The organism is Nocardia brevicatena NBRC 12119 (genome assembly GCF_000308495.1).
Classification (GTDB): Bacteria; Actinomycetota; Actinomycetes; order Mycobacteriales; family Mycobacteriaceae; genus Nocardia; species Nocardia brevicatena.
Map to the genome: position 1 here is coordinate 1 of NZ_BAFU01000045.1, position 19,246 is coordinate 19,246.

17 protein-coding genes and 1 pseudogene are annotated in these 19,246 nt (G+C 69.0%); 17 read left to right on the plus strand and 1 reads right to left on the minus strand.

Going from position 1 to position 19,246, the window contains the following annotated elements:
* Window positions 1-630: 630 nt before the first annotated feature.
* The 6 genes and pseudogenes from ON20_RS09830 to recN form a co-directional block, all read left to right on the plus strand.
* Window positions 631-1,584: pseudogene (locus ON20_RS09830) on the plus strand (tetratricopeptide repeat protein); the annotation flags it as partial.
* A 221-nt stretch (window positions 1,585-1,805) separates the two neighbouring features.
* Window positions 1,806-2,690: an HAD hydrolase-like protein gene (locus ON20_RS09835; RefSeq protein WP_040834805.1), complete on the plus strand. Its 885-nt coding sequence runs from the start codon at window positions 1,806-1,808 to the stop codon at window positions 2,688-2,690.
* Between the two features lie 13 nt (window positions 2,691-2,703).
* Window positions 2,704-2,979: a hypothetical protein gene (locus tag ON20_RS09840; RefSeq protein ID WP_040834806.1), complete on the plus strand. Its 276-nt coding sequence runs from the start codon at window positions 2,704-2,706 to the stop codon at window positions 2,977-2,979.
* 1 nt (window position 2,980) lies between these two features.
* A complete protein-coding gene (locus ON20_RS09845) occupies window positions 2,981-3,802 on the plus strand; it encodes a TlyA family RNA methyltransferase (protein ID WP_040834807.1) in 822 nt (273 codons plus the stop codon).
* 5 nt (window positions 3,803-3,807) lie between these two features.
* Window positions 3,808-4,761, plus strand: a complete 954-nt coding sequence (locus ON20_RS09850) for an NAD kinase (protein WP_040834834.1) — start codon at window positions 3,808-3,810, stop codon at window positions 4,759-4,761.
* Window positions 4,739-6,520 (plus strand): DNA repair protein RecN, encoded by a 1,782-nt coding sequence (gene recN, locus ON20_RS09855; protein WP_040834835.1) that lies wholly within the window; start codon window positions 4,739-4,741, stop codon window positions 6,518-6,520. Before ON20_RS09850 ends, recN begins: the two co-directional genes overlap by 23 nt.
* A 102-nt stretch (window positions 6,521-6,622) precedes the next feature.
* Here the strand turns inward: recN and ON20_RS09860 are convergent, their stop codons facing one another.
* A complete protein-coding gene (locus ON20_RS09860; RefSeq protein ID WP_040834808.1) occupies window positions 6,623-7,042 on the minus strand; it encodes an SRPBCC family protein in 420 nt (139 codons plus the stop codon).
* A gap of 410 nt (window positions 7,043-7,452) precedes the next feature.
* Here ON20_RS09860 and steA point away from each other — a divergent pair, with 410 nt between their 5' ends.
* The 11 genes from steA (at window position 7,453) to der (ending at window position 19,179) form a co-directional block, all read left to right on the plus strand.
* Complete coding sequence (steA, locus tag ON20_RS09865) at window positions 7,453-8,667, plus strand: putative cytokinetic ring protein SteA (protein WP_051162074.1); 1,215 nt, start codon at window positions 7,453-7,455, stop codon at window positions 8,665-8,667.
* Complete coding sequence (locus tag ON20_RS09870; RefSeq protein WP_051162101.1) at window positions 8,664-9,635, plus strand: copper transporter; 972 nt, start codon at window positions 8,664-8,666, stop codon at window positions 9,633-9,635. Before steA ends, ON20_RS09870 begins: the two co-directional genes overlap by 4 nt.
* A 51-nt stretch (window positions 9,636-9,686) precedes the next feature.
* Complete coding sequence (pyrG, locus tag ON20_RS09875; RefSeq protein WP_040834810.1) at window positions 9,687-11,411, plus strand: CTP synthase; 1,725 nt, start codon at window positions 9,687-9,689, stop codon at window positions 11,409-11,411.
* Window positions 11,408-12,079 (plus strand): NUDIX domain-containing protein, encoded by a 672-nt coding sequence (locus tag ON20_RS09880; RefSeq protein WP_051162076.1) that lies wholly within the window; start codon window positions 11,408-11,410, stop codon window positions 12,077-12,079. Before pyrG ends, ON20_RS09880 begins: the two co-directional genes overlap by 4 nt.
* Before the next feature lie 12 nt (window positions 12,080-12,091).
* Window positions 12,092-13,033, plus strand: a complete 942-nt coding sequence (xerD, locus tag ON20_RS09885) for a site-specific tyrosine recombinase XerD (RefSeq protein WP_040834812.1) — start codon at window positions 12,092-12,094, stop codon at window positions 13,031-13,033.
* 381 nt (window positions 13,034-13,414) lie between these two features.
* The gene (locus tag ON20_RS09890; RefSeq protein WP_086008953.1) at window positions 13,415-14,248 is read left to right on the plus strand and encodes a ParA family protein; all 834 of its coding nucleotides are present in this window, start codon (window positions 13,415-13,417) and stop codon (window positions 14,246-14,248) included.
* Window positions 14,245-15,150 carry a segregation and condensation protein A gene (locus tag ON20_RS09895; RefSeq protein WP_040834816.1) on the plus strand — a complete coding sequence of 302 codons (906 nt, stop codon included), beginning with the start codon at window positions 14,245-14,247 and terminating at the stop codon, window positions 15,148-15,150. Before ON20_RS09890 ends, ON20_RS09895 begins: the two co-directional genes overlap by 4 nt.
* Window positions 15,147-15,839 carry an SMC-Scp complex subunit ScpB gene (scpB, locus tag ON20_RS09900; RefSeq protein WP_051162078.1) on the plus strand — a complete coding sequence of 231 codons (693 nt, stop codon included), beginning with the start codon at window positions 15,147-15,149 and terminating at the stop codon, window positions 15,837-15,839. The genes ON20_RS09895 and scpB overlap by 4 nt, the downstream gene beginning before the upstream one ends.
* Window positions 15,840-15,848: 9 nt before the next feature.
* Entirely contained in the window at window positions 15,849-17,015 is a 1,167-nt protein-coding gene (locus tag ON20_RS09905; protein WP_083864802.1) for a pseudouridine synthase, read from the plus strand.
* A gap of 65 nt (window positions 17,016-17,080) precedes the next feature.
* A complete protein-coding gene (cmk, locus tag ON20_RS09910; RefSeq protein ID WP_040834845.1) occupies window positions 17,081-17,758 on the plus strand; it encodes a (d)CMP kinase in 678 nt (225 codons plus the stop codon).
* Entirely contained in the window at window positions 17,755-19,179 is a 1,425-nt protein-coding gene (gene der, locus ON20_RS09915) for a ribosome biogenesis GTPase Der (protein WP_040834818.1), read from the plus strand. Before cmk ends, der begins: the two co-directional genes overlap by 4 nt.
* The last annotated feature ends 67 nt before the right edge of the window (window positions 19,180-19,246 follow it).

The following is a 19,246-nucleotide window of genomic DNA, read 5'->3' on the forward strand; positions in this document are numbered from 1 at the left end:
TCACGATAGGGGACCCTTAACCGGGTCCCCTATCGTCGTTTGTGCACCGTTTTGCGGCGTGCGGTGGCCGCCGCGGATCCGGTGCGGACTGCCCGTAATCTTTCAGGGGCAGAACAGTCGAACAGCTGCCGTCGGCAGATCCGTGTCATTCGAGAAAGGGAATCCACCGTGCCGGAAGAGAACGACGGTCGGAAACCGTTCCGGCGTAATTCTCCCGCGCCGAGCTTCGGCCGCCGCGGCGAGAACGCCGACCGGCCGGGTCGTGATCGCAGCGGTGGTGCGTCCCCCGACGATCGTCGCCGTGGCGGTGAGTGGCGTGGGGACGATACCCGGGGGTCCGAACGCGGGCGGGGTGGTTCGCGCGGAGAGCGTGCGGCCGACGATCGGCGGCGTGAGCGGGAGCAAGGCGGTACCGACGGTGGTACCCGGCGCGGTTTCGGCCGCAACGGCTCCTCCGAGGCCGGCAGGCCGTGGAGCCGGGGTGGCGAAGAACGTTCCGCGGGTCGCCGGGATACAGGGCGCACGGATCGGCCTGCGAGCGATCGTGGCCGTTTCGAGGACCGGCGGGGTGGTGCGGGGACCCGTGGTGCCGGCCGCGAAGACCGGCCGAGTTCCGGAGGGTTCCGTGCTCGGAGCGCGGGCGAGGAGAACAGGCCGCGTCGCGGCGACTTCGGTGGTGAAGACGGGGGAACACGACAAGGGTGGAGCGATCGCGGGGGGAGCGGGTCGCGTGGCCGACGGGACCGTGGCGAGGAAAGGCCGCGGCGGTGGGATACCGCCGATCGTAGGGAAGGTGACCGCGGTACGGGCGGACATCGGGCATTGGGCGGCGGGGGGAAGGAACGCGGAGGGGAGCCGCGGCGCCGCGGCGGTGAGGGCGGTGGCCGGAGTTTCGACCGGCGGCCGCCACGTCCGGAGGAGCCGGATCTGCCGGACGAGGTCAAGGCCACCGATCTCGACGTGTCGATTCGCCGAGACCTGCTCAGCCTGGACAAGGGCAATGCCGAAACCGTCGCCCGGCATCTGGTGATGGCGGCGCAGTTGCTCGACGACGACCCCGCGCTGGCGCTGGCCCATGCGCGCGCCGCTCGGCAGCGGGCGGGCCGGATCGCGGTGGTGCGGGAGACCGCCGGCGTGGTCGCCTACCATGCCGGGGAATGGGCCGAAGCGCTGTCGGAACTGCGTACCGCGCGGCGGATGTCCGGCGGTTCCGGACTGCTCGCCGTGATGGCCGACTGCGAACGGGGCCTGGGACGGCCGGAACGGGCCATCGAACTCGGCCGCAGCGATGAGGGCCGCGCCCTGCGCGGCGACGAGGCCACCGAGCTGCGGATCGTCGTCGCGGGCGCCCGGATGGATCTCGGCCAATACGACCAGGCCGTGGTCACCCTGCAGACCCCCGAACTGGACCCGGCGCGGACCGGTTCGACGGCCGCGCGCCTCTTCTACGCCTACGCCGACGCCCTCGTCGCGGCCGGGCGTACCGATGAGGGTCTGACCTGGTTCCTCAACACGGCGGCTGCGGACCTGGACGGGGAGACCGACGCGGAGGAACGGGCGGCGGAGCTGACCGGCGAGCTGTGAAAGTGGAGGCCCGGGTGCGCCGGAGTTCCGCCGCGCGGTCCGGCCGTCGGTGGCTTCCGCGGTAGGAGCCATGGGCTGCGGTGACCGGTATGCGTCGGGGCCCACCCAAGGTCTGGACTGACCGGAGCGGCGTCGCGGAGGGAGGGAAGACCCGGGGTCACGAGGGCCTCGACCCGCGCCGCCTCTGGCGGCGCAATCGAGTAGGGAAGTGGAGTGACGTCATGCGGCTGCGGGATCGATATCGGGCGCTGTTACTGGATCTGGACGGGACGCTGTACCGCGGAGACGCGGTGATAGAAGGCGGGCCCGCGGCGCTGGCCGGCGGCGAGCAGCAGCTGGTGTATGTGACCAACAACGCCAGTCGGGGGGCCGGGGTGGTCGCCGGCCATCTGGCGGAGCTCGGGTACGCGGCGACCGTGGATGATGTGGTCACCAGTGCCCAGGCTGCGGCCCGATTGCTGGCCGAGCGGCTCGACGGCGGTGCCGAGGTGTTGATCGTGGGCTCCGACGATCTGGCGGCGGAGGTACGGGCCGTGGGATTGCGGCCGGTGCGGCGGTTCGACGGGGTCGCGCCCGCCGCGGTGGTCCAAGGCCATTCGCCGAATACCGGATGGCCGGACCTGGCCGAGGCTTCCTATGCGTTGCGCGCCGATGCGCTATGGGTAGCCGCCAATACCGATCGGACGCTGCCGAACGAACGGGGTCTGGCGCCCGGGAACGGTGCCATGGTGGCCGCGCTGCGGGCCGCGTCGGACCGGGAACCGGTGGTGGCGGGCAAACCGTATCCGCCCCTGCTCGAGGATGCCCTGCGGCGGGCGGGCACCAGGGACGCGTTGGTGGTCGGCGATCGGCTCGACACCGATATCGAAGGGGCCGAGGCCGTGGCGGTGGATTCGCTGATGGTGCTCACCGGGGTCAGCACGCTGACGGAACTGGCCGGCCTGCCGGACGAACATCTGCCGACCTATGTCGCACAGACACTGGATGCGCTCAACCATCCCCCGGTGATGGGAGAAAGCTCCGATCCCGCCGCTATCGCGCAGAGGCTGCGAGAGAATCCCGGCCGGGCGGTGACGGTTCGCGCGGTGCGTTCCGTTATCCGATAGCGTTGAGAGCACGATGAGTACCTCAACCTCCCGTCCGCACACACCCGGCACGTCCCGGCCGGGAGTCCCGCTGCCCGGTCGACATCTGCCCGGGGCGCAGGTGGCCGATACGCCGGCCGATCCGGAACGGATCCGAGCCGAGGTCGACGAATTGCTGGCCGAGCTCGACTCCCGAACGGGGGCCGCCGGTGCGGATACCTTCGGCAACGACCTCGCCCGGCGAGCGCACATTCTGGAACAGGCACACGACGTGTTGGTCCAGGCATTGGCCACCGTGGACAAGATCTGAGGTGGCCAGGCGCGCGCGAGTGGATGCCGAACTGGTTCGGCGCGGATTGGCGCGGTCGCGCGAGCACGCGGTCGAGCTGATCGGAGCCGGTCGCGTCCTGATCAACGGCACCGTCGCGGTGAAACCGGCGACGGGGGTTACCGCGGACACCCCGCTGCTGGTGCGTGAACAGGCCGACGAGGTGTCGTGGGCCTCACGCGGTGCGCACAAACTGCTCGGCGCACTCGAGGCGTTCGAGCCGCAAGGGCTGGCGGTGGCGGGGAAACGTTGCCTGGACGCCGGAGCCTCGACGGGCGGATTCACCGATGTGCTGTTGTCGCGGCACGCACGGGAAGTGGTAGCCGTCGACGTCGGCTACGGGCAGTTGGTGTGGCGGCTGCGCAACGACGAGCGGGTGCGGGTCTTCGACCGCACCAATGTCCGCGGTCTCACCGCGGCGGTGATCGGTGGCACGGTGGAGCTGGTCGTCGCGGACCTGTCGTTCATCTCGCTGGGGCTGGTGCTGCCCGCGTTGGCCGACTGCGCCGCACCGGGGGCAGATCTGTTGCCGATGGTGAAGCCGCAATTCGAAGTCGGCAAGGAGCGAGTAGGCTCCGGCGGTGTGGTGCGCGATTCGGAATTGCGCGCCGAAGCGGTGCGCACGGTGGCGGCGTCCGCCGCGGAACTGGGACTACGGACCATGGCGGCGGTGGCCAGTCCGCTGCCGGGGCCGTCCGGAAATGTCGAATACTTTCTGTGGCTGCGCCGCGACGGGTCCACCGACTACGACGGTGACCGGGTCGCGGCCCTGGTCGAACGCGCGATCGAGGAGGGGCCACGGTGAACGCGATGGCGGGCGGATCCGGGCTGCGGGAGATTCTGCTGGTTGCGCACCCGGGTCGGGCCGAGATCATCGAGACCGCGCATCGGGTGGCCAAGCTCTGCGCCGATGCCGGGATCGTGCTGCGAGTACTCGCCGACGAGGCCTACAGTACGCGCTTCGACACCGGCCTCGAACCCGGTGTGGATCCGGTGCGGGTGGTCGACCACGAGCCGGAGGCGGCGCGGGGCTGCGAGATGGTATTGGCCCTCGGCGGGGACGGAACCTTCCTGCGGGCGGCGGAGCTGGCCCGTAATGCCTCGGTGCCGGTGCTCGGTATCAATCTGGGCCGGATCGGCTTCCTCACCGAGGCCGAGGCCGAACACCTGGACGAGGCCTTGGCGCAGGTGGTGCGGGGGGACTATCGCGTCGAACAGCGGATGACGCTCGATCTGTGCGTGCGCGTCGATGACGAGGTCGTCGAACGCGGCTGGGCCCTCAACGAGGCCAGTATCGAGAACGCCGTCCGTATGGGGGTGCTCGAGGTGGTGCTCGAGGTGGACGGGCGGCCGGTGTCGTCCTACGGTTGCGACGGGATACTCATCGCCACCCCGACCGGTTCCACCGCTTACGCGTTCTCCGCCGGCGGACCGGTGGTGTGGCCGGAACTGGAAGCGCTGCTGGTCATTCCGAGCAATGCGCACGCGCTGTTCGCGCGACCCCTGGTGACCAGCCCCGATTCCCGGATCGCGGTTGAGTCCGTTGCCACCGGCCACGATGCGATAGTTTTCCTGGATGGCAGGCGCACCCTCGCATTGCCGCGAGGCGGCCGAGTGGAAGCGGTCCGGGGTGCCGAGCCGGTGCGGTGGGTGCGGTTGGATTCCGCGCCGTTCGCCGACCGGATGGTGCGCAAGTTCGAGTTGCCGGTGACAGGCTGGCGTGGCCGACGGGAGGGCACACGTGCTGACAGAGATACGGATTGACGGCCTGGGTGTCATATCCACTGCTACCGCGCAATTCCACGAGGGTTTGACGGTGCTCACCGGGGAGACCGGTGCGGGTAAGACGATGGTGGTAACCAGTCTGCACCTGTTGAGCGGGGCGCGCGCCGACGCGGGCCGGGTGCGTCTGGGTGCGTCGAGGGCGGTGGTGGAGGGCCGGTTCACCGTCGACGGGGTGAACGCCGCGGCCCGTGCCGAGGCGGAGCAGGTATTGGAAGCGGCGGCCGCCGAGCCCGACGACGACGGCAGTATCATCGCGATCCGCACGGTGAACAGCGACGGGCGTTCGCGCGCGCATCTGGGTGGTCGCGGGGTTCCCGCCTCGGTACTGGCCGATTTCACCGCTGGGCTGCTGACGGTGCACGGGCAGAACGACCAATTGCGGTTGCAGCGTCCCGAACAGCAGTTGAACGCCTTGGATCGCTTCGCTGCCGAAAGCGTCGGATCGCTGTTACAGGAATATCAGGAGCAGCGCCGCGCCTGGCTGGACGCACGCACCGAACTGCTGGAACGCACCGCGCGCAGCCGGGAGCTGGCGTTGGAGGCCGAGCGGCTCACCCAGTCGCTCGCCGAAATCGACGCCATTGCACCGGAACCCGGGGAAGACGAGCGTCTGGTCGCGGAGATCCGCCGGCTCAGTGATCTGGATTCGCTGCGGGAGGCGGCCGCCACCGCGCACGATGCCCTGGCCGGGCCCGCCGACAATCCGGGGGAGGAGGCCGGGGCGCTGGATGCGTTGGGGGTGGCGCGTTCTCGTCTGGAGGGTGCCGAGGATCCGGAACTGGCCGCGCTCGTTCCGCGTTTGGGGGAGGCGATCGCCGTGGTGGTGGATCTGACCACCGAGTTGAGCGGCTATCTGTCGGATCTGCCGTCCGATCCGGGGGCGCTGGATTCGATGTTGACCCGGCAGGCCGAGCTGAAGTCGTTGACGCGCAAATACGCCGCCGATATCGACGGGGTGATCGCGTGGGCCGACGAGGCGCGTGCCCGGTTGGCATCGCTGGATATCTCGGAGGAGGCGCTGGCCGCGCTGGCCGCCGAGGTCGACCGCACTGCCGAGCGGGTGCGGGCCGCTGCGGTGAAGTTGTCCGCGGCGCGGGCCGAGGCGGCGGTCCGGCTCGCCGACGCGGTGAGTGCCGAACTGAGCGGGCTGGCCATGGGCAATGCGCGTCTCGAGGTGGAGGTGCGACCGGTACTCGCGGGACCGCAGGATTCCGCGCCGTTGACCGTGGACGGTGTGGAACTGCATGCCGGCGCGACGGGGGTGGACGAGGTGGAGTTCCGGCTGGCGGCCCATTCGGGTGCGCAGTCGCTGCCGCTGAGCAAGAGCGCTTCCGGCGGTGAGCTGTCGCGGGTGATGTTGGCGCTGGAAGTGGTGCTGGCCGGCTCCGAGCACGGAGTGACCATGGTATTCGACGAGGTGGATGCCGGCGTCGGTGGTCGGGCGGCGGTGGAGATCGGACGCCGGTTGGCGCGGTTGTCGCGCACCCACCAGGTGATCGTGGTGACGCATCTGCCGCAGGTCGCCGCGTTCGCCGATACCCATCTGGTGGTGAACAAGTCCGACGAGGACGACGGCACCGTCAATTCCGGTGTGCGGGCGCTGACCAACGACGAGCGGGTGGTGGAGTTGGCTCGTATGCTGGCCGGTCTCGATGACACCGAAACCGGGCGGGCGCATGCCTGGGAGTTGCTGAATATCGCGCGTGCCGAGCGGATGGCGGTCGGTAATACGCTCTGAGCGCGTATCCGCCCGGTTGTTCGTCTCGCTCGGGCGGGGGTGGAGATTCGGCCGCGCGGACCTCCACCTGGATGCGGAGGTCCGCGCGCTACGTTGGCCGGGTCAGCGAACCGCTTTGTGGGCCGCGGTGATGAATTGGCCGATGAGACCGCGCAGGCCGATTTCCATGACCTTGGCCGGAATGGGCAGTTTCGGCTCCGATTCCATGGTGTAGGAGACGCGGGTACCGCCCTCGGCATCGGCGAAGGTGATGATGCCGACGTGCCGCTTCACCGGTGCGCCTTTGACGATCTTGTATTCCATTCGTTCGCCCGGCACCAGGTTGGTGATCTCCTCGGTGACGCCGACCGGGCCGATTCCGATCTGGTGCTGCGCGCCCACGCCTTCACGTTCGGTCAGCCCCTCCTTGACGAGCTTGACCTGGACCGGGATGTAGGGGTTGATGCTCTCGCGGTCGGCGAACAGTCGGTACAGGGTCTCGCGCGGGGCGGCGATGACGGTATCGACGGTGGTGCTGGCCATGGAGTCTCCTCGCTCGAACGTAGCTGTGGTCGGCAGCATACGCGGTGATCCGAAACAGCCATTACGGCGAGTGACGGGCATATGCCCGGCGGATCTTTGGCTATCCGTCGGGTTCGCGGGCGGATCAGATCTCGAGGAGGGCGAGCAGGATATCGAGGGCGGTCGAGAGGAGTTGAGCGATCATTCCTGATTCCCTTCTACGATCGATAGAGGTAGCGAAAAGATAGCCATTCGCTCGAAGATGGCGGCGGAATCCAGGTGACGGCCGCGTGTTGCCGCACCGGCGGGCCGTGAACCCGCCTCGTCATCGGTCGTTCTACCAGGTCAATTCGTATGAGGGCGGTTGCGTCGCCCCTCGGCGCGCGGCGCGCCTCCACCGTTGTGGGCGGGTTTGCCGACATCATCGGGCCATGAGGATGCTGGCGCTGTTGTCCAAGCACACCGAGACGCTGCCCGGCCGGACCGGAACCGCCCGGGTAGACCGCAACACCCGGCGACTGCTGGACCGAGTCGGTCCGGGCGATATCGCGGTGATCGACGAGATGGACCTGGACCGGATCACCGCCGACCGGCTGCTCGGGGCCGGGGTGGTCGCGGTGATCAACACCTCGCCCTCCATCTCCGGACGCTATCCCAATCTGGGCCCGGAAATGCTGGTGGACAATGGTATCCAACTACTGGACACGGTGAGCAGCGATGCCTTCGGCAAGATCAAGGACGGTGCCCGGGTCCGAATCGATCGCGGCGTGGTCTATGCCGACCGGCTGACCAAGAAGGAACCGGAGGTCCTGGTCGAGGGAATCGAGCTGGACGCCGCCGCCGTCGCCGAGCGGATGCACGAGGCGCGCAACGGACTCGCCGACCATCTGGAGGCGTTCGCGGGCAACACCATCGAATTCATCCACACCGAGTCCGGTTTGCTCATCGACGGTATCGGGGTACCGGACGTGGACCTGGACATGCACGGCCGGCATGTCGTGGTGGTGGGCGACGGACCCGGTCACGAGAACGACCTGAAACGGCTCAAACCGTTCCTCAAGGAGTACACGCCGATCCTGATCGGGGTCGGGCGCGGTGCCGACACCCTGATGAGACGCGGATACCGACCGGATCTGATCGTCGGTGACCCCGACGAGATCACCGGCAAAACACTGAGATCCGGCGCCGAGGTGATCCTGCCCGCCGATATCGACGGCGCCGCCAAGGGGTTGGAGCGGATCCAGGATCTCGGCATCGGCGCGACCACCTTTCCGTCCTCGGGGGCGCCCGCGGATCTGGCGCTGCTGCTGGCGCATCACCACGGTGCGGCGCTGATCGTCACCGCGGGTGCGGCGGCCTCGTTGGACGAATTCTTCGACCGGGGTCGTCGCGACAGCAATCCGGCGACCTTCCTGACCCGGTTGAAGGTGGGCAATACGCTCATGGACGCGTCCGCGGTCGCCACGCTGTACCGCAACCGGGTGTCGGGTACCGTCATCGCCCTGCTGGTCCTGGCGGCGCTGCTCGCGGTGATCGTGGCGGTGTTGGCGACGCACGGTGGCAGTGAAGTCCTGGACTGGTTCGTCGATCTGTGGATCCGGGCGCAGGACCGGACACAGACGCTGTGGGGGGATATCCGGCGGTGATCTCGATACGGCACCATACGGTCTCGCTCGTGGCCGTCTTCCTGGCGCTGGCGGTCGGTGTGGTGCTCGGATCGCAAACCTTCGCGGTGGATATGCTGTCGGGGCTGCGCTCGGACAAGGCGGACCTGCAGGTCCGACTCGATACGACGCAGGAGCGCACCGCCGCTCTGACCGCTCGGCTGAACAGCGCCGAGGCGTTCGTCACCCAGGCGGCGGGCCGTATTCTCGCGGGCACTCTGACCGACCGCGGTGTGCTGGTGTTCACCACCCCCGACGCCGTGCCGGCCGATGTCGACGGGGTGATCGCGGCGCTGCGGGCGGCGGGCGCCGATATCACCGGTCGGATCGCGCTCACCGAGTCGTTCGCCGCCGGCGCGGCGGGCGATCGGATGCGGACCGCGCTGGCGAATGTCATCCCGGCCGGCGCCCGAGTGCGTACCGAAACGGTCGATCAGGGCAGCCTCGCCGGGGATCTGCTGGGGCTCGTACTCTTGCTCGACCCGGCGAGCCGGCAACCGCGCAGCACGCCTGAGGAGCTGCGACTGGCGCTGGAAACCCTGCGCGGCGGGGGTTTTCTCGGCTACGGGGACGCACCGGTGCGTCCCGCCCAGGCGGCCGTGGTTATCGGCGGCGGTGGGACGCGAACCGGTGGGGAGGCGATCGCCCGGTTCGCGGGAGCACTGCGCGAACGCGGTTCGGCCGTGGTGGTGGCGGACCGTACGGGAACGGCCGAGGCCGATGGGCCGTTGGCGGTGATCCGCGCCGATGCCGCCTTGGCCGCCGCGGTGAGCACCGTCGACAATCTCGACCGCGACATCGGCCGGATCACCACTGCCCTGGCATTGTCCGAGCAGCTCACCGGCCGCACCGGGCGATACGGCGACGGGCGGGAGGCGACCTCGCTCACCCTCGCCGCGGTACCGGAGCCCGGAGTGACCTCGGCAACCGCGGAGCGACCGAGTGGTTAACCAGGAGTGGCGCTCGATCGTCCTGCCGATTCCGTGTTACCGTGAAGACCCGTGGGTCAAACACGGATTCAGGCGCGCACGGCCACCAAACACATTTTCGTCAGCGGTGGTGTCGCCTCTTCGCTCGGTAAGGGTCTCACCGCCTCCAGCCTCGGCCAGCTGCTGACCGCACGGGGTTTGCGGGTCACCATGCAGAAACTGGACCCGTATCTGAACGTCGATCCCGGCACCATGAATCCGTTCCAACACGGTGAGGTCTTCGTCACCGAGGACGGCGCCGAAACCGATCTCGACGTCGGGCACTACGAGCGTTTTCTCGACCGGGACCTGTCCAAGGACGCCAATGTCACCACCGGTCAGATCTACTCCTCGGTGATCGCCAAGGAGCGCCGCGGCGAATACCTGGGCGATACTGTGCAGGTCATCCCGCATATCACCGATGAGATCAAGGCGCGCGTCATGGCCATGCGCGGTCCGGACCTGCAGGGGCAGGAACCGGATGTGGTGATCACCGAGATCGGCGGCACGGTCGGCGATATCGAATCCCAGCCCTTCCTGGAGGCCGCCCGCCAGATCCGCCACGATGTGGGCCGCGACAACGTGTTCTTCCTGCACGTGTCACTGGTGCCGTATCTGGCGCCGTCGGGGGAACTCAAGACCAAACCCACCCAGCATTCGGTGGCGGCGCTGCGCAGTATCGGTATCCAGCCCGATGCGCTGATCCTGCGCTGCGACCGTGATGTGCCGGAGGGGCTCAAGAGCAAGATCGCGCTCATGTGCGACGTGGATGTCGACGCCTGTATCTCCACCCCCGACGCCCCGTCCATCTACGACATTCCCAAGGTGCTGCACCGCGAGGGCCTCGACGCCTATGTGGTGCGCAAGTTGGGGCTGCCGTTCCGGGACGTGGACTGGACGGTGTGGGGCGACCTGCTGGAACGGGTGCACGCGCCGCGGGAGACGGTGGAGGTCGCGCTCGTCGGCAAATACGTGGACCTGCCCGATGCCTATCTGTCGGTCACCGAGGCACTGCGGGCGGGCGGGTTCGCCTGCCGGGCGAAGGTGAACCTCCGCTGGGTACGTTCCGACGACTGCGAGACCCCGGCGGGTGCGCAGGCCGCGTTGCGCGATGTCGACGCGGTGCTGGTCCCCGGCGGGTTCGGAATCCGCGGTATCGAGGGCAAGGTCGGTGCCATCCACTACGCCCGGACCCGTGGACTGCCGTTGCTCGGCCTGTGTCTGGGGTTGCAGTGCATGGTGATCGAGGCCGCTCGTTCCGTCGGGCTGGTCGAGGCCAACTCCACCGAGTTCGAGCCGGATGCCGAACATCCGGTGATCTCCACCATGGCCGATCAGAAACAGGCGGTGGCCGGGGAAGCCGATCTGGGCGGCACCATGCGGCTCGGCGCCTATCCGGCCGTGCTGGAGAAGGGATCGGTGGTGGCCCGCGCCTACGGCACCGAACACGTCTCCGAACGGCACCGGCACCGCTACGAGGTGAACAACGCCTACCGGGACAAGGTCGCCACCAGCGGCCTGCGGTTCAGCGGCACCTCCCCGGACGGGCTGCTGGTGGAATTCGTCGAACTGCCCGCCGACAAACATCCGTTCTTCGTCGGCACCCAGGCCCATCCGGAGTTGAAGAGCCGGCCCACCCGCCCGCATCCGCTGTTTGTGGAGCTCATCGCGTCCGCGCTGAAATACAAGGCGGCCGAACGGCTTCCGGTCGACATCCCCGGTGAGGATCTGGCCGCTACCGCCGAGCGGGCATCGTGACGGCGCGGCCCGAAGACCCGGCGCGGTCCGCGCCGGGCAGTCACGAGTTCCATACGGTGTCCAGCCGGACGGTGTATTCGGGGGCGATTCTGGCGCTGCGCCTGGACCGGGTCCGGATGCCCGGCGGCCGAATCGCCGAGCGCGAGGTGGTGGAACACCACGGCGCGGTGGCGGTGTGCGCGGTCGACGACGACGGTTCGGTCGTACTGATCCGCCAGTACCGGCATCCGCTCGGTGAGCGGTTGCTGGAGTTGCCCGCCGGGCTGCTCGATGTGCCGGGGGAGGACCCGCTGGAGGCGGCGCGGCGGGAGTTGGCCGAGGAGACAGGTTTGGCGGCCCGCGACTGGTCGGTCCTGGTGGATATGGCGCTGTCGCCGGGGTTTACCGACGAAACGCTGCGGGTGTATCTGGCGCGTGACCTCTACGACACCCATCGGCCGGAGCCGGAGTTGGAGGAGGCCGATCTGGAACTGGTGCGGATGCCGGTGTCCGAGGCGGTGCGTGCCGCGCTGGCCGGGAAGATCGTGAACGCCACCGCGGTGGCCGGTCTGCTCGCTTTGAACACCGCCGAAACGGGGAGTCTGCCCCTGAGGCCGGCGGATGCGCCGTGGCCGGGGCAGTCCACAGCACTGCTGCGCCGGCAAGCGGCCCGCCGGTTCGAAGACTGAGACGGGCCGACGGTGCGGGAGGTCGACGCCTTTCTCGACCATCTGGCGGTCGAACGCGGCGCCGCGCGCAATACCCTGGCCGCCTATCGCCGGGATCTCGGCCGCTACCGGGACTTCCTGACCGGCCGGGGGATCGTGGACCTCGAGGAGGTCACCGAGCGCGACGTCGCCGAATTCACGATGGCGTTGCGCGGCGGTGGCGGTGAGTCTGCGCCGCTGGCACCCGGATCGGTGGCGCGGGCGCTCATCGCGGTGCGTGGATTGCATCGGTTCGCGGCCGCCGAGGGCCTGGTCGGTGCCGATGTCGCCCGTGGGGTGAAACCACCCGCACCGGGACGGCGACTACCGAAGGCGCTGCCCTACGACCAGGTGCTGCGGGTCCTGGAAGCGGCCGGGGCGGATACCGGGTCCGGCGGTGCGGGAGCGGCGCGGGGGCTGCGGGACCGGGCGCTGCTGGAACTGCTGTATTCGACGGGGGCGCGGATATCGGAAACCGTGGGCCTGGACCTGGATGATCTCGACACCACCGAGCGCACGGTGGTCTTACGCGGTAAGGGGGGCAAACAGCGTCTGGTCCCGGTGGGGCGACCCGCGTTGGAGGCGGTGGACGCCTACCTGGTGCGCGGGCGGCCCGTGTTGGCCGCCCGCCGCTCCGGACGGACGGTCGGCTACGCCGGGGCGCTGTTCCTCAATGTACGCGGAGGACGGCTGTCCCGGCAGAGCGCCTGGCAGGTGCTGCGCCGCGCCGCCGAGCACGCGGGGGTCACCGCGAACGTATCGCCGCATACACTGCGGCATTCCTTCGCCACCCACCTCCTGGACGGCGGCGCGGATGTGCGGGTGGTGCAGGAACTGCTCGGACACGCCTCGGTGACCACGACACAGATCTACACCCTCGTCACGGTCGGTACGCTGCGGGAGGTCTGGGCGACGGCGCATCCACGTGCCCGGTGACGCCGCCTCGAACACGTTTCGACGCCGTGATGTGCGGCGTGGTATCCAGGACCCGGTAGCGTTTCGGTAACTGCCGTGCGATCCCGCATGTGAACACGCCGCACGGACGCGCGGCGCGCGAGTGCGGTCAAGCGGTAGCGTCTACCGAGAGCCGGACCGTGGCGAAAGCGAGGCCATCCCTTATCGGTCTCGTTACGCTCGACGAGGCGACGGGCAGAAACGTATAAGGAGCAGCGGATCGTGACGACAGCCGGAGCGGCGGAATCGCCGAGGGGCGCCGGCCCGGAGCCGCTTAAGGTCGACCGGGCGGCCGTCGACCCCGACGAACGGGCCGCGTCGGTATGGGGTACGGGACCCGAACCCGTCCCCGCCGACGCCACGTTGGGACCTACCGGGCGCCCTCTGCGCCTGGTGCCCGACCCGCCGCCCGCGGCACACCACGGTGAGGCGCTGGTCGTGGCCATGTGCAATCAGAAGGGCGGGGTCGGCAAAACCACCTCGACCATCAACCTCGGTGCCGCGCTGGCCGAATACGGGCGGCGGGTACTGCTGGTGGATCTGGACCCGCAGGGCGCGCTGTCGGCGGGGCTGGGAGTGGCGCACCACGATCTCGAGCTGACCGTGCACAACCTGCTGATCGGCTCCCCCTGCAGTATCGACGACGTGCTCATGCAGACCAAGGTCGAGAACATGGACCTGCTGCCGAGCAATATCGATCTGTCGGCCGCGGAGATCCAACTCGTCAACGAGGTGGGGCGGGAGCAGTCGCTGGGGCGGGCGTTGGAACCGGTGCGCGGGAACTACGACTACATCCTCATCGACTGCCAGCCGTCACTGGGTCTGCTCACCGTGAACGCGCTCGCCTGCTCCGACGGGGTGATCATCCCGATGGAATGCGAGTACTTCTCGCTGCGCGGACTGGCGTTGCTCACCGATACCGTGGAGAAGGTGCGCGCCCGGATCAACAATCGGCTGAGCCTGTACGGCATCCTGGTCACCATGTTCGATGCCAGGTTGCTGCATTCCCGCCAGGTGATGGCGCGGGTGGTCGAGGTGTTCGGCGATCTGGTGTACGACACCGCGATCGCGCGTACCGTACGCTTCCCCGACGCCAGCGTCGCCGGTGAGCCGATCACCACCTGGGCACCGAGGTCCGGGGGAGCCGAGGCGTATCGGGCGATGGCGCGGGAAGTCATCCACCGGTCCGGCCGGTGAGCGGGGAGCGCGAACCCGCACCGACCACCGAAACGCCCGCCGAACCCACGCCGGCCTCGAGTGCCGAGCCGGTGCGTCCGAACGGCTTCCATCTGCGGTTGAGCAATTTCGAGGGGCCGTTCGACCTGCTGTTGACGCTGATCTCCCAGCGTCGGCTGGATGTGACCGAGGTGGCATTGCACCAGGTCACCGACGAGTTCATCGCCTACACCAAGGCGCTGACCGCCGGGTTGGCCCACCAGGGCACGCTGCGCGCCGACAAGATCCTGGATCAGACCACCGAATTCCTGGTGGTCGCCTCCACCCTGCTGGATCTGAAGGCGGCGCGGTTGCTGCCCGCCGGCGAGATGACCGACGCCGAGGACCTGGAACTACTGGAGGCGCGCGACCTGCTGTTCGCCCGCCTGCTGCAGTACCGGGCGTTCAAGCAGGTCGCCGAACTGCTCGGGGAACTGGAGGCGGCGGCACTGCGCCGATATCCGCGGGCGGTTGCATTGGAAGAGCGGTACTCCGGTCTGCTGCCGGAGGTTACCCTCGGAGTTGACGCGGCCGGTCTCGCCGAGATCGCCGTGGCGGCGTTCCGGCCCCGTCCAGTACCCAAGGTGGGATTGGACCATCTGCACGCGCATACGGTGTCGGTGGCGGAACAGGCCGCGATCATACTGGAACGGCTCAAACAGCGAGGGCCGGGCGGCTGGACGAGTTTCGCCGAACTGGTGGCCGACTGTTCGGAACCGATCGAGATCGTGGCACGGTTTTTGGCGTTGCTCGAGCTCTATCGGGGCAAATCGATCGAGTTCGACCAGCCCGATCCGCTGGGACCGCTCGCGGTGAGCTGGACCGGGGAGGACGCCGGCGCGGCATCCGCGGCGCCGGTGACTACCGAAGAGGATTACGGATGACCGAAACAGTGCCGAGGTTGGCGTCCGGGTCGTCGGGCGCTCCCGAACCGCTCGATGAACCCGAACCGCTCGATGACGACGAATTCCGGTCCGCCCTGGAGTCGATGCTGCTCGTGGTGGACAGCCCGGCGCCCGCCGAACAGCTCGCCGCCGCCCTGGACGATTCCGCCGATCGGGTGGAACGGGCGCTGCGGGAGATGGCGGCGGAACTGACTGCCCGGCGCAGCGGTATCGATCTGCGTTTCGTCGGGGACGGGTGGCGCTTCTATACTCGCAACGAGTATGCGCCGTATGTGGAGCGGATGCTGCTCGACGGCGCTCGGACGAAGCTGACCAGGGCCGCGTTGGAGACCCTGGCGGTGGTGGCCTATCGTCAGCCGGTGACCCGGGCCCGGGTGAGCGCGGTGCGCGGGGTGAACGTCGACGGTGTGATGCGCACCCTGCTGGCCAGGGGCCTGATCGCCGAGACGGGCACCGACCCGGAAACCAACGGCACGCTCTACCGCACCACCGAACTGTTCCTGGAACGGATCGGTTTGGCGTCGTTGAGCGATCTGCCACCGCTGGCACCGCTGCTACCGGGCGTCGACCTGATCGATGAGATCAACGAGAGCCTGGAGACGGACCCCCGCTACACCAGGCTGCGCAAACCCGCCGAGGACGACCTCGACCTCGGCACCGAGGACTGAAGGACAAACGTGAATACCTCCGCTCGCCGAGATGGCACACCGGAACGAAGAAGACGAGGCGATGAGCCCGGCGCGGGCCGACGCGGCAACCGCGGCGTTCCACGCGAAGCGCGGGACAGCCGGCGCGGTGCCCGTGACGCCCAGCGCAGCGGCCGCGATGTCCGCGCCGCCGGTGCCGCCGCGCAGCGGGGTGGTGCCGCACGCGGTGCCGGTCAGTCGGGTGATACCCGCCGCGGCGCGTCCTCCGGGGGTGACCCGCGGGGAACCGGCCGTCAGAGTGCCGCCTCCCGCCGCGCGGGCGCGCCCCCGCCCCGCTCCGGCACCGGGAAACCGGCCCGGCCGCAGCGTCAGGCCGGTGGGCCGCCGCAGCTGAGCAACGCCAAACCGGCCCGGCACCAGTACGTGGAACCGGCCGAGCCCACCCACGCGAAACTGCCCTGGGGGGAGGGCGAGCGTCTGCAGAAGGTGCTGGCCAAGGCCGGTGTCGCCTCCCGCCGGGCAGCGGAGGAACTGATCGCCCAGGGCCGCGTCGAGGTGGACGGCATCATCGTCCGGGAACAGGGTCTGCGGATCGACCCGGCGCAGGCGGTGGTGCGGGTCGACGGAACCCGGGTGGTGGTGCGCGAGGAACTCGTGTACCTGGCGCTCAACAAACCCAAGGGCTGGCAGTCGACCATGTCCGACGATCTCGGCCGCCCGTGCGTCGGCGATATCGTCGCCGAGCGGGTGACGGCCGGTCAGCGGCTGTTCCATGTGGGGCGGCTGGACGCCGATACCGAGGGACTGCTGCTGCTGACCAACGACGGTGATCTCGCGCACCGGCTCATGCATCCGTCGTATCGGATGTCCAAAACCTATCTGGCGACCGTGCACGGTGAGGTGCAACGTTCGATGGGCAAAATCCTGCGCGAAGGGGTGGAACTCTACGACGGACCCGCGGCGGTGGACCGATTCCAGGTCTTGGAGCTGGGGGAGGGTCGGTCGCTGGTGAAGGTGGTGCTGCACGAGGGTCGCAAGCACATCGTGCGCCGACTGTTGGACGCGGTCGGCCATCCGGTGATCCGACTGGTGCGCACCCATATCGGCCCGGTGGCGCTGGGCGACCAACGGCCGGGCACGCTGCGGGTGCTCGGCCGGGACGAAATCGGCAAACTCTACGAGGCGGTGTCTTTGTGAACGGTGTGGAGATTCCGGTCGAGATCCCCGGGCGGGTGTCCGGGACGGGACCGCTGGTCATCGCCATGGACGGTCCCTCGGGGACCGGTAAATCCAGTGTGTCGCGCCGGTTGGCGGCGCGCCTGGGTGCCGCCTACCTCGATACCGGCGCCATGTACCGGGTCGCCACCCTGCAGGTATTGCGCGCCGGGGTCGATCCGGCCGATCCGGCGGCGGTGACGGCGGCGGTCAAGGAACTGCCGCTGCGCATCGGCACCGACCCCGGACGGGAGGTCATCGAACTGGACGGGGAGAACGTCGCCGCCGAGATCCGCGGCGGCGCGGTGACCGCGGCGGTGTCGGCGGTCTCGGCCGTGCCGGAGGTGCGTGAGCTGTTGGTCGCGCTGCAACGCGACATCGTGGTCGGGACCGGGCGAATCGTGGTCGAGGGACGCGATATCGGCACCGTCGTGTTGCCCGAGGCCGACGCCAAAATCTATCTGACGGCCTCGGCGGAGGCGCGTGCGCAGCGGCGCAATCAGCAGAATATCGCCGAGGGCCGCGGCGACGACTACGTCGGCGTGCTCGCCGATGTGCAACGGCGTGACCGGCTCGACTCCACCCGGGCGGTGTCGCCGCTGCGGCCGGCCGCCGACGCGGTGCTGGTCGATACCAGCGAACTGAGTATGGACGAGGTCATCGAGGAGCTGTACCGCGTGGTGGCGCGGCAGATTTCGGCGAGAAGGTCGGGAGTGGGCGAATGAGCGCGGACACGACCGGCGACGTACTCGCCGGTGACGGTGTGTGGAGCGAAGAATCCGAATGGGAGCTCACGGATTTCGCGGGGGACCCGGAGGTGGCCGACCATGTGCCGATGCCCACGGTGGCCGTGGTCGGACGCCCGAATGTAGGCAAATCGACCCTGGTGAACCGGATTCTGGGTCGACGCGAGGCCGTTGTGGAGGATGTTCCCGGCGTGACCCGCGACCGGGTCTCCTATGAGGCGAGCTGGGCGGGGCGCCGGTTCCTGGTTCAGGACACCGGCGGCTGGGAGCCGGATGCCAAGGGGCTGCAGCAGTCGGTGGCGCGGCAGGCGGAGCTGGCCATGCACAGCGCCGACGCGATCCTGTTCGTGGTGGACGCCGTCGTCGGCGCCACCGCCACCGACGAGGCCGCGGTGAAGGTGCTGCGCCGGGCGAAGACCCCGGTGATCCTGGTGGCGAACAAGGTTGACGATCAGCGCCTGGAGGCGGACGCGGCCGCGCTGTGGTCCCTGGGTCTGGGAGAACCGCGGATGGTGTCGGCCTCGCACGGGCGGGGCACCGGGGACCTGCTCGACGATGTGCTCGAGGTGCTGCCGGAGACGCCACGCGAAGGCGGCGGCGGTCTCGGGCCGCGGCGGGTGGCGCTGGTCGGTAAGCCGAACGTGGGTAAATCGAGCCTGCTGAACAAGCTCACCGGTGATGAGCGGTCGGTGGTGCACGATATCGCGGGCACTACGGTCGATCCGGTCGATTCGCTGGTCGAGCTGGGCGGCAAGGTGTGGCGGTTCGTCGATACCGCGGGGTTGCGGCGCAAGGTGGCCAATGCGAGCGGCACCGAGTTCTACGCCTCGCTGCGCACCAGGTCGGCGCTGGAGGCGTCCGAAGTGGCCGTCATGCTCATCGACGCGTCGCAGCCGATCACCGAACAGGATCTGCGGGTGATCGGCATGGTCGCCGATTCCGGACGGGCGCTGGTGTTGGCGTTCAACAAATGGGATCTGGTCGACGAGGACCGGCGCCTGCAGTTGGAGCGGGAGGTGGAACGCGAGCTGATGCGGGTGCCGTGGGCGCAGCGGGTCAATGTTTCCGCGCAGACGGGGCGGGCGGTACAGAAGCTGGTGCCGGCCATGGAGACCGCCCTGGAATCCTGGGACAAGCGCATTCCGACCGGGCGGTTGAACACCTGGCTGAAGGAAGTTGTCGCCGCCACCCCGCCGCCCATGCGTGGCGGTCGGCTGCCGCGAGTGCTGTTCGCCACCCAGGCCGGTACTCGTCCGCCCACGTTCGTGCTGTTCACCACCGGTTTTCTGGAGGCGGGCTATCGACGGTTCCTGGAGCGGCGGCTGCGGGAGGAGTTCGGTTTCGCCGGTTCACCGCTGCGGATCTCGGTGCGGGTGCGGGAGAAGCGCGCCCGGAAATAGCATGTGACCGGCGACATCCCCTCTCGGACCGGACCTCGGATTGAAGCTGCTCGTGCCGGGTATGCGC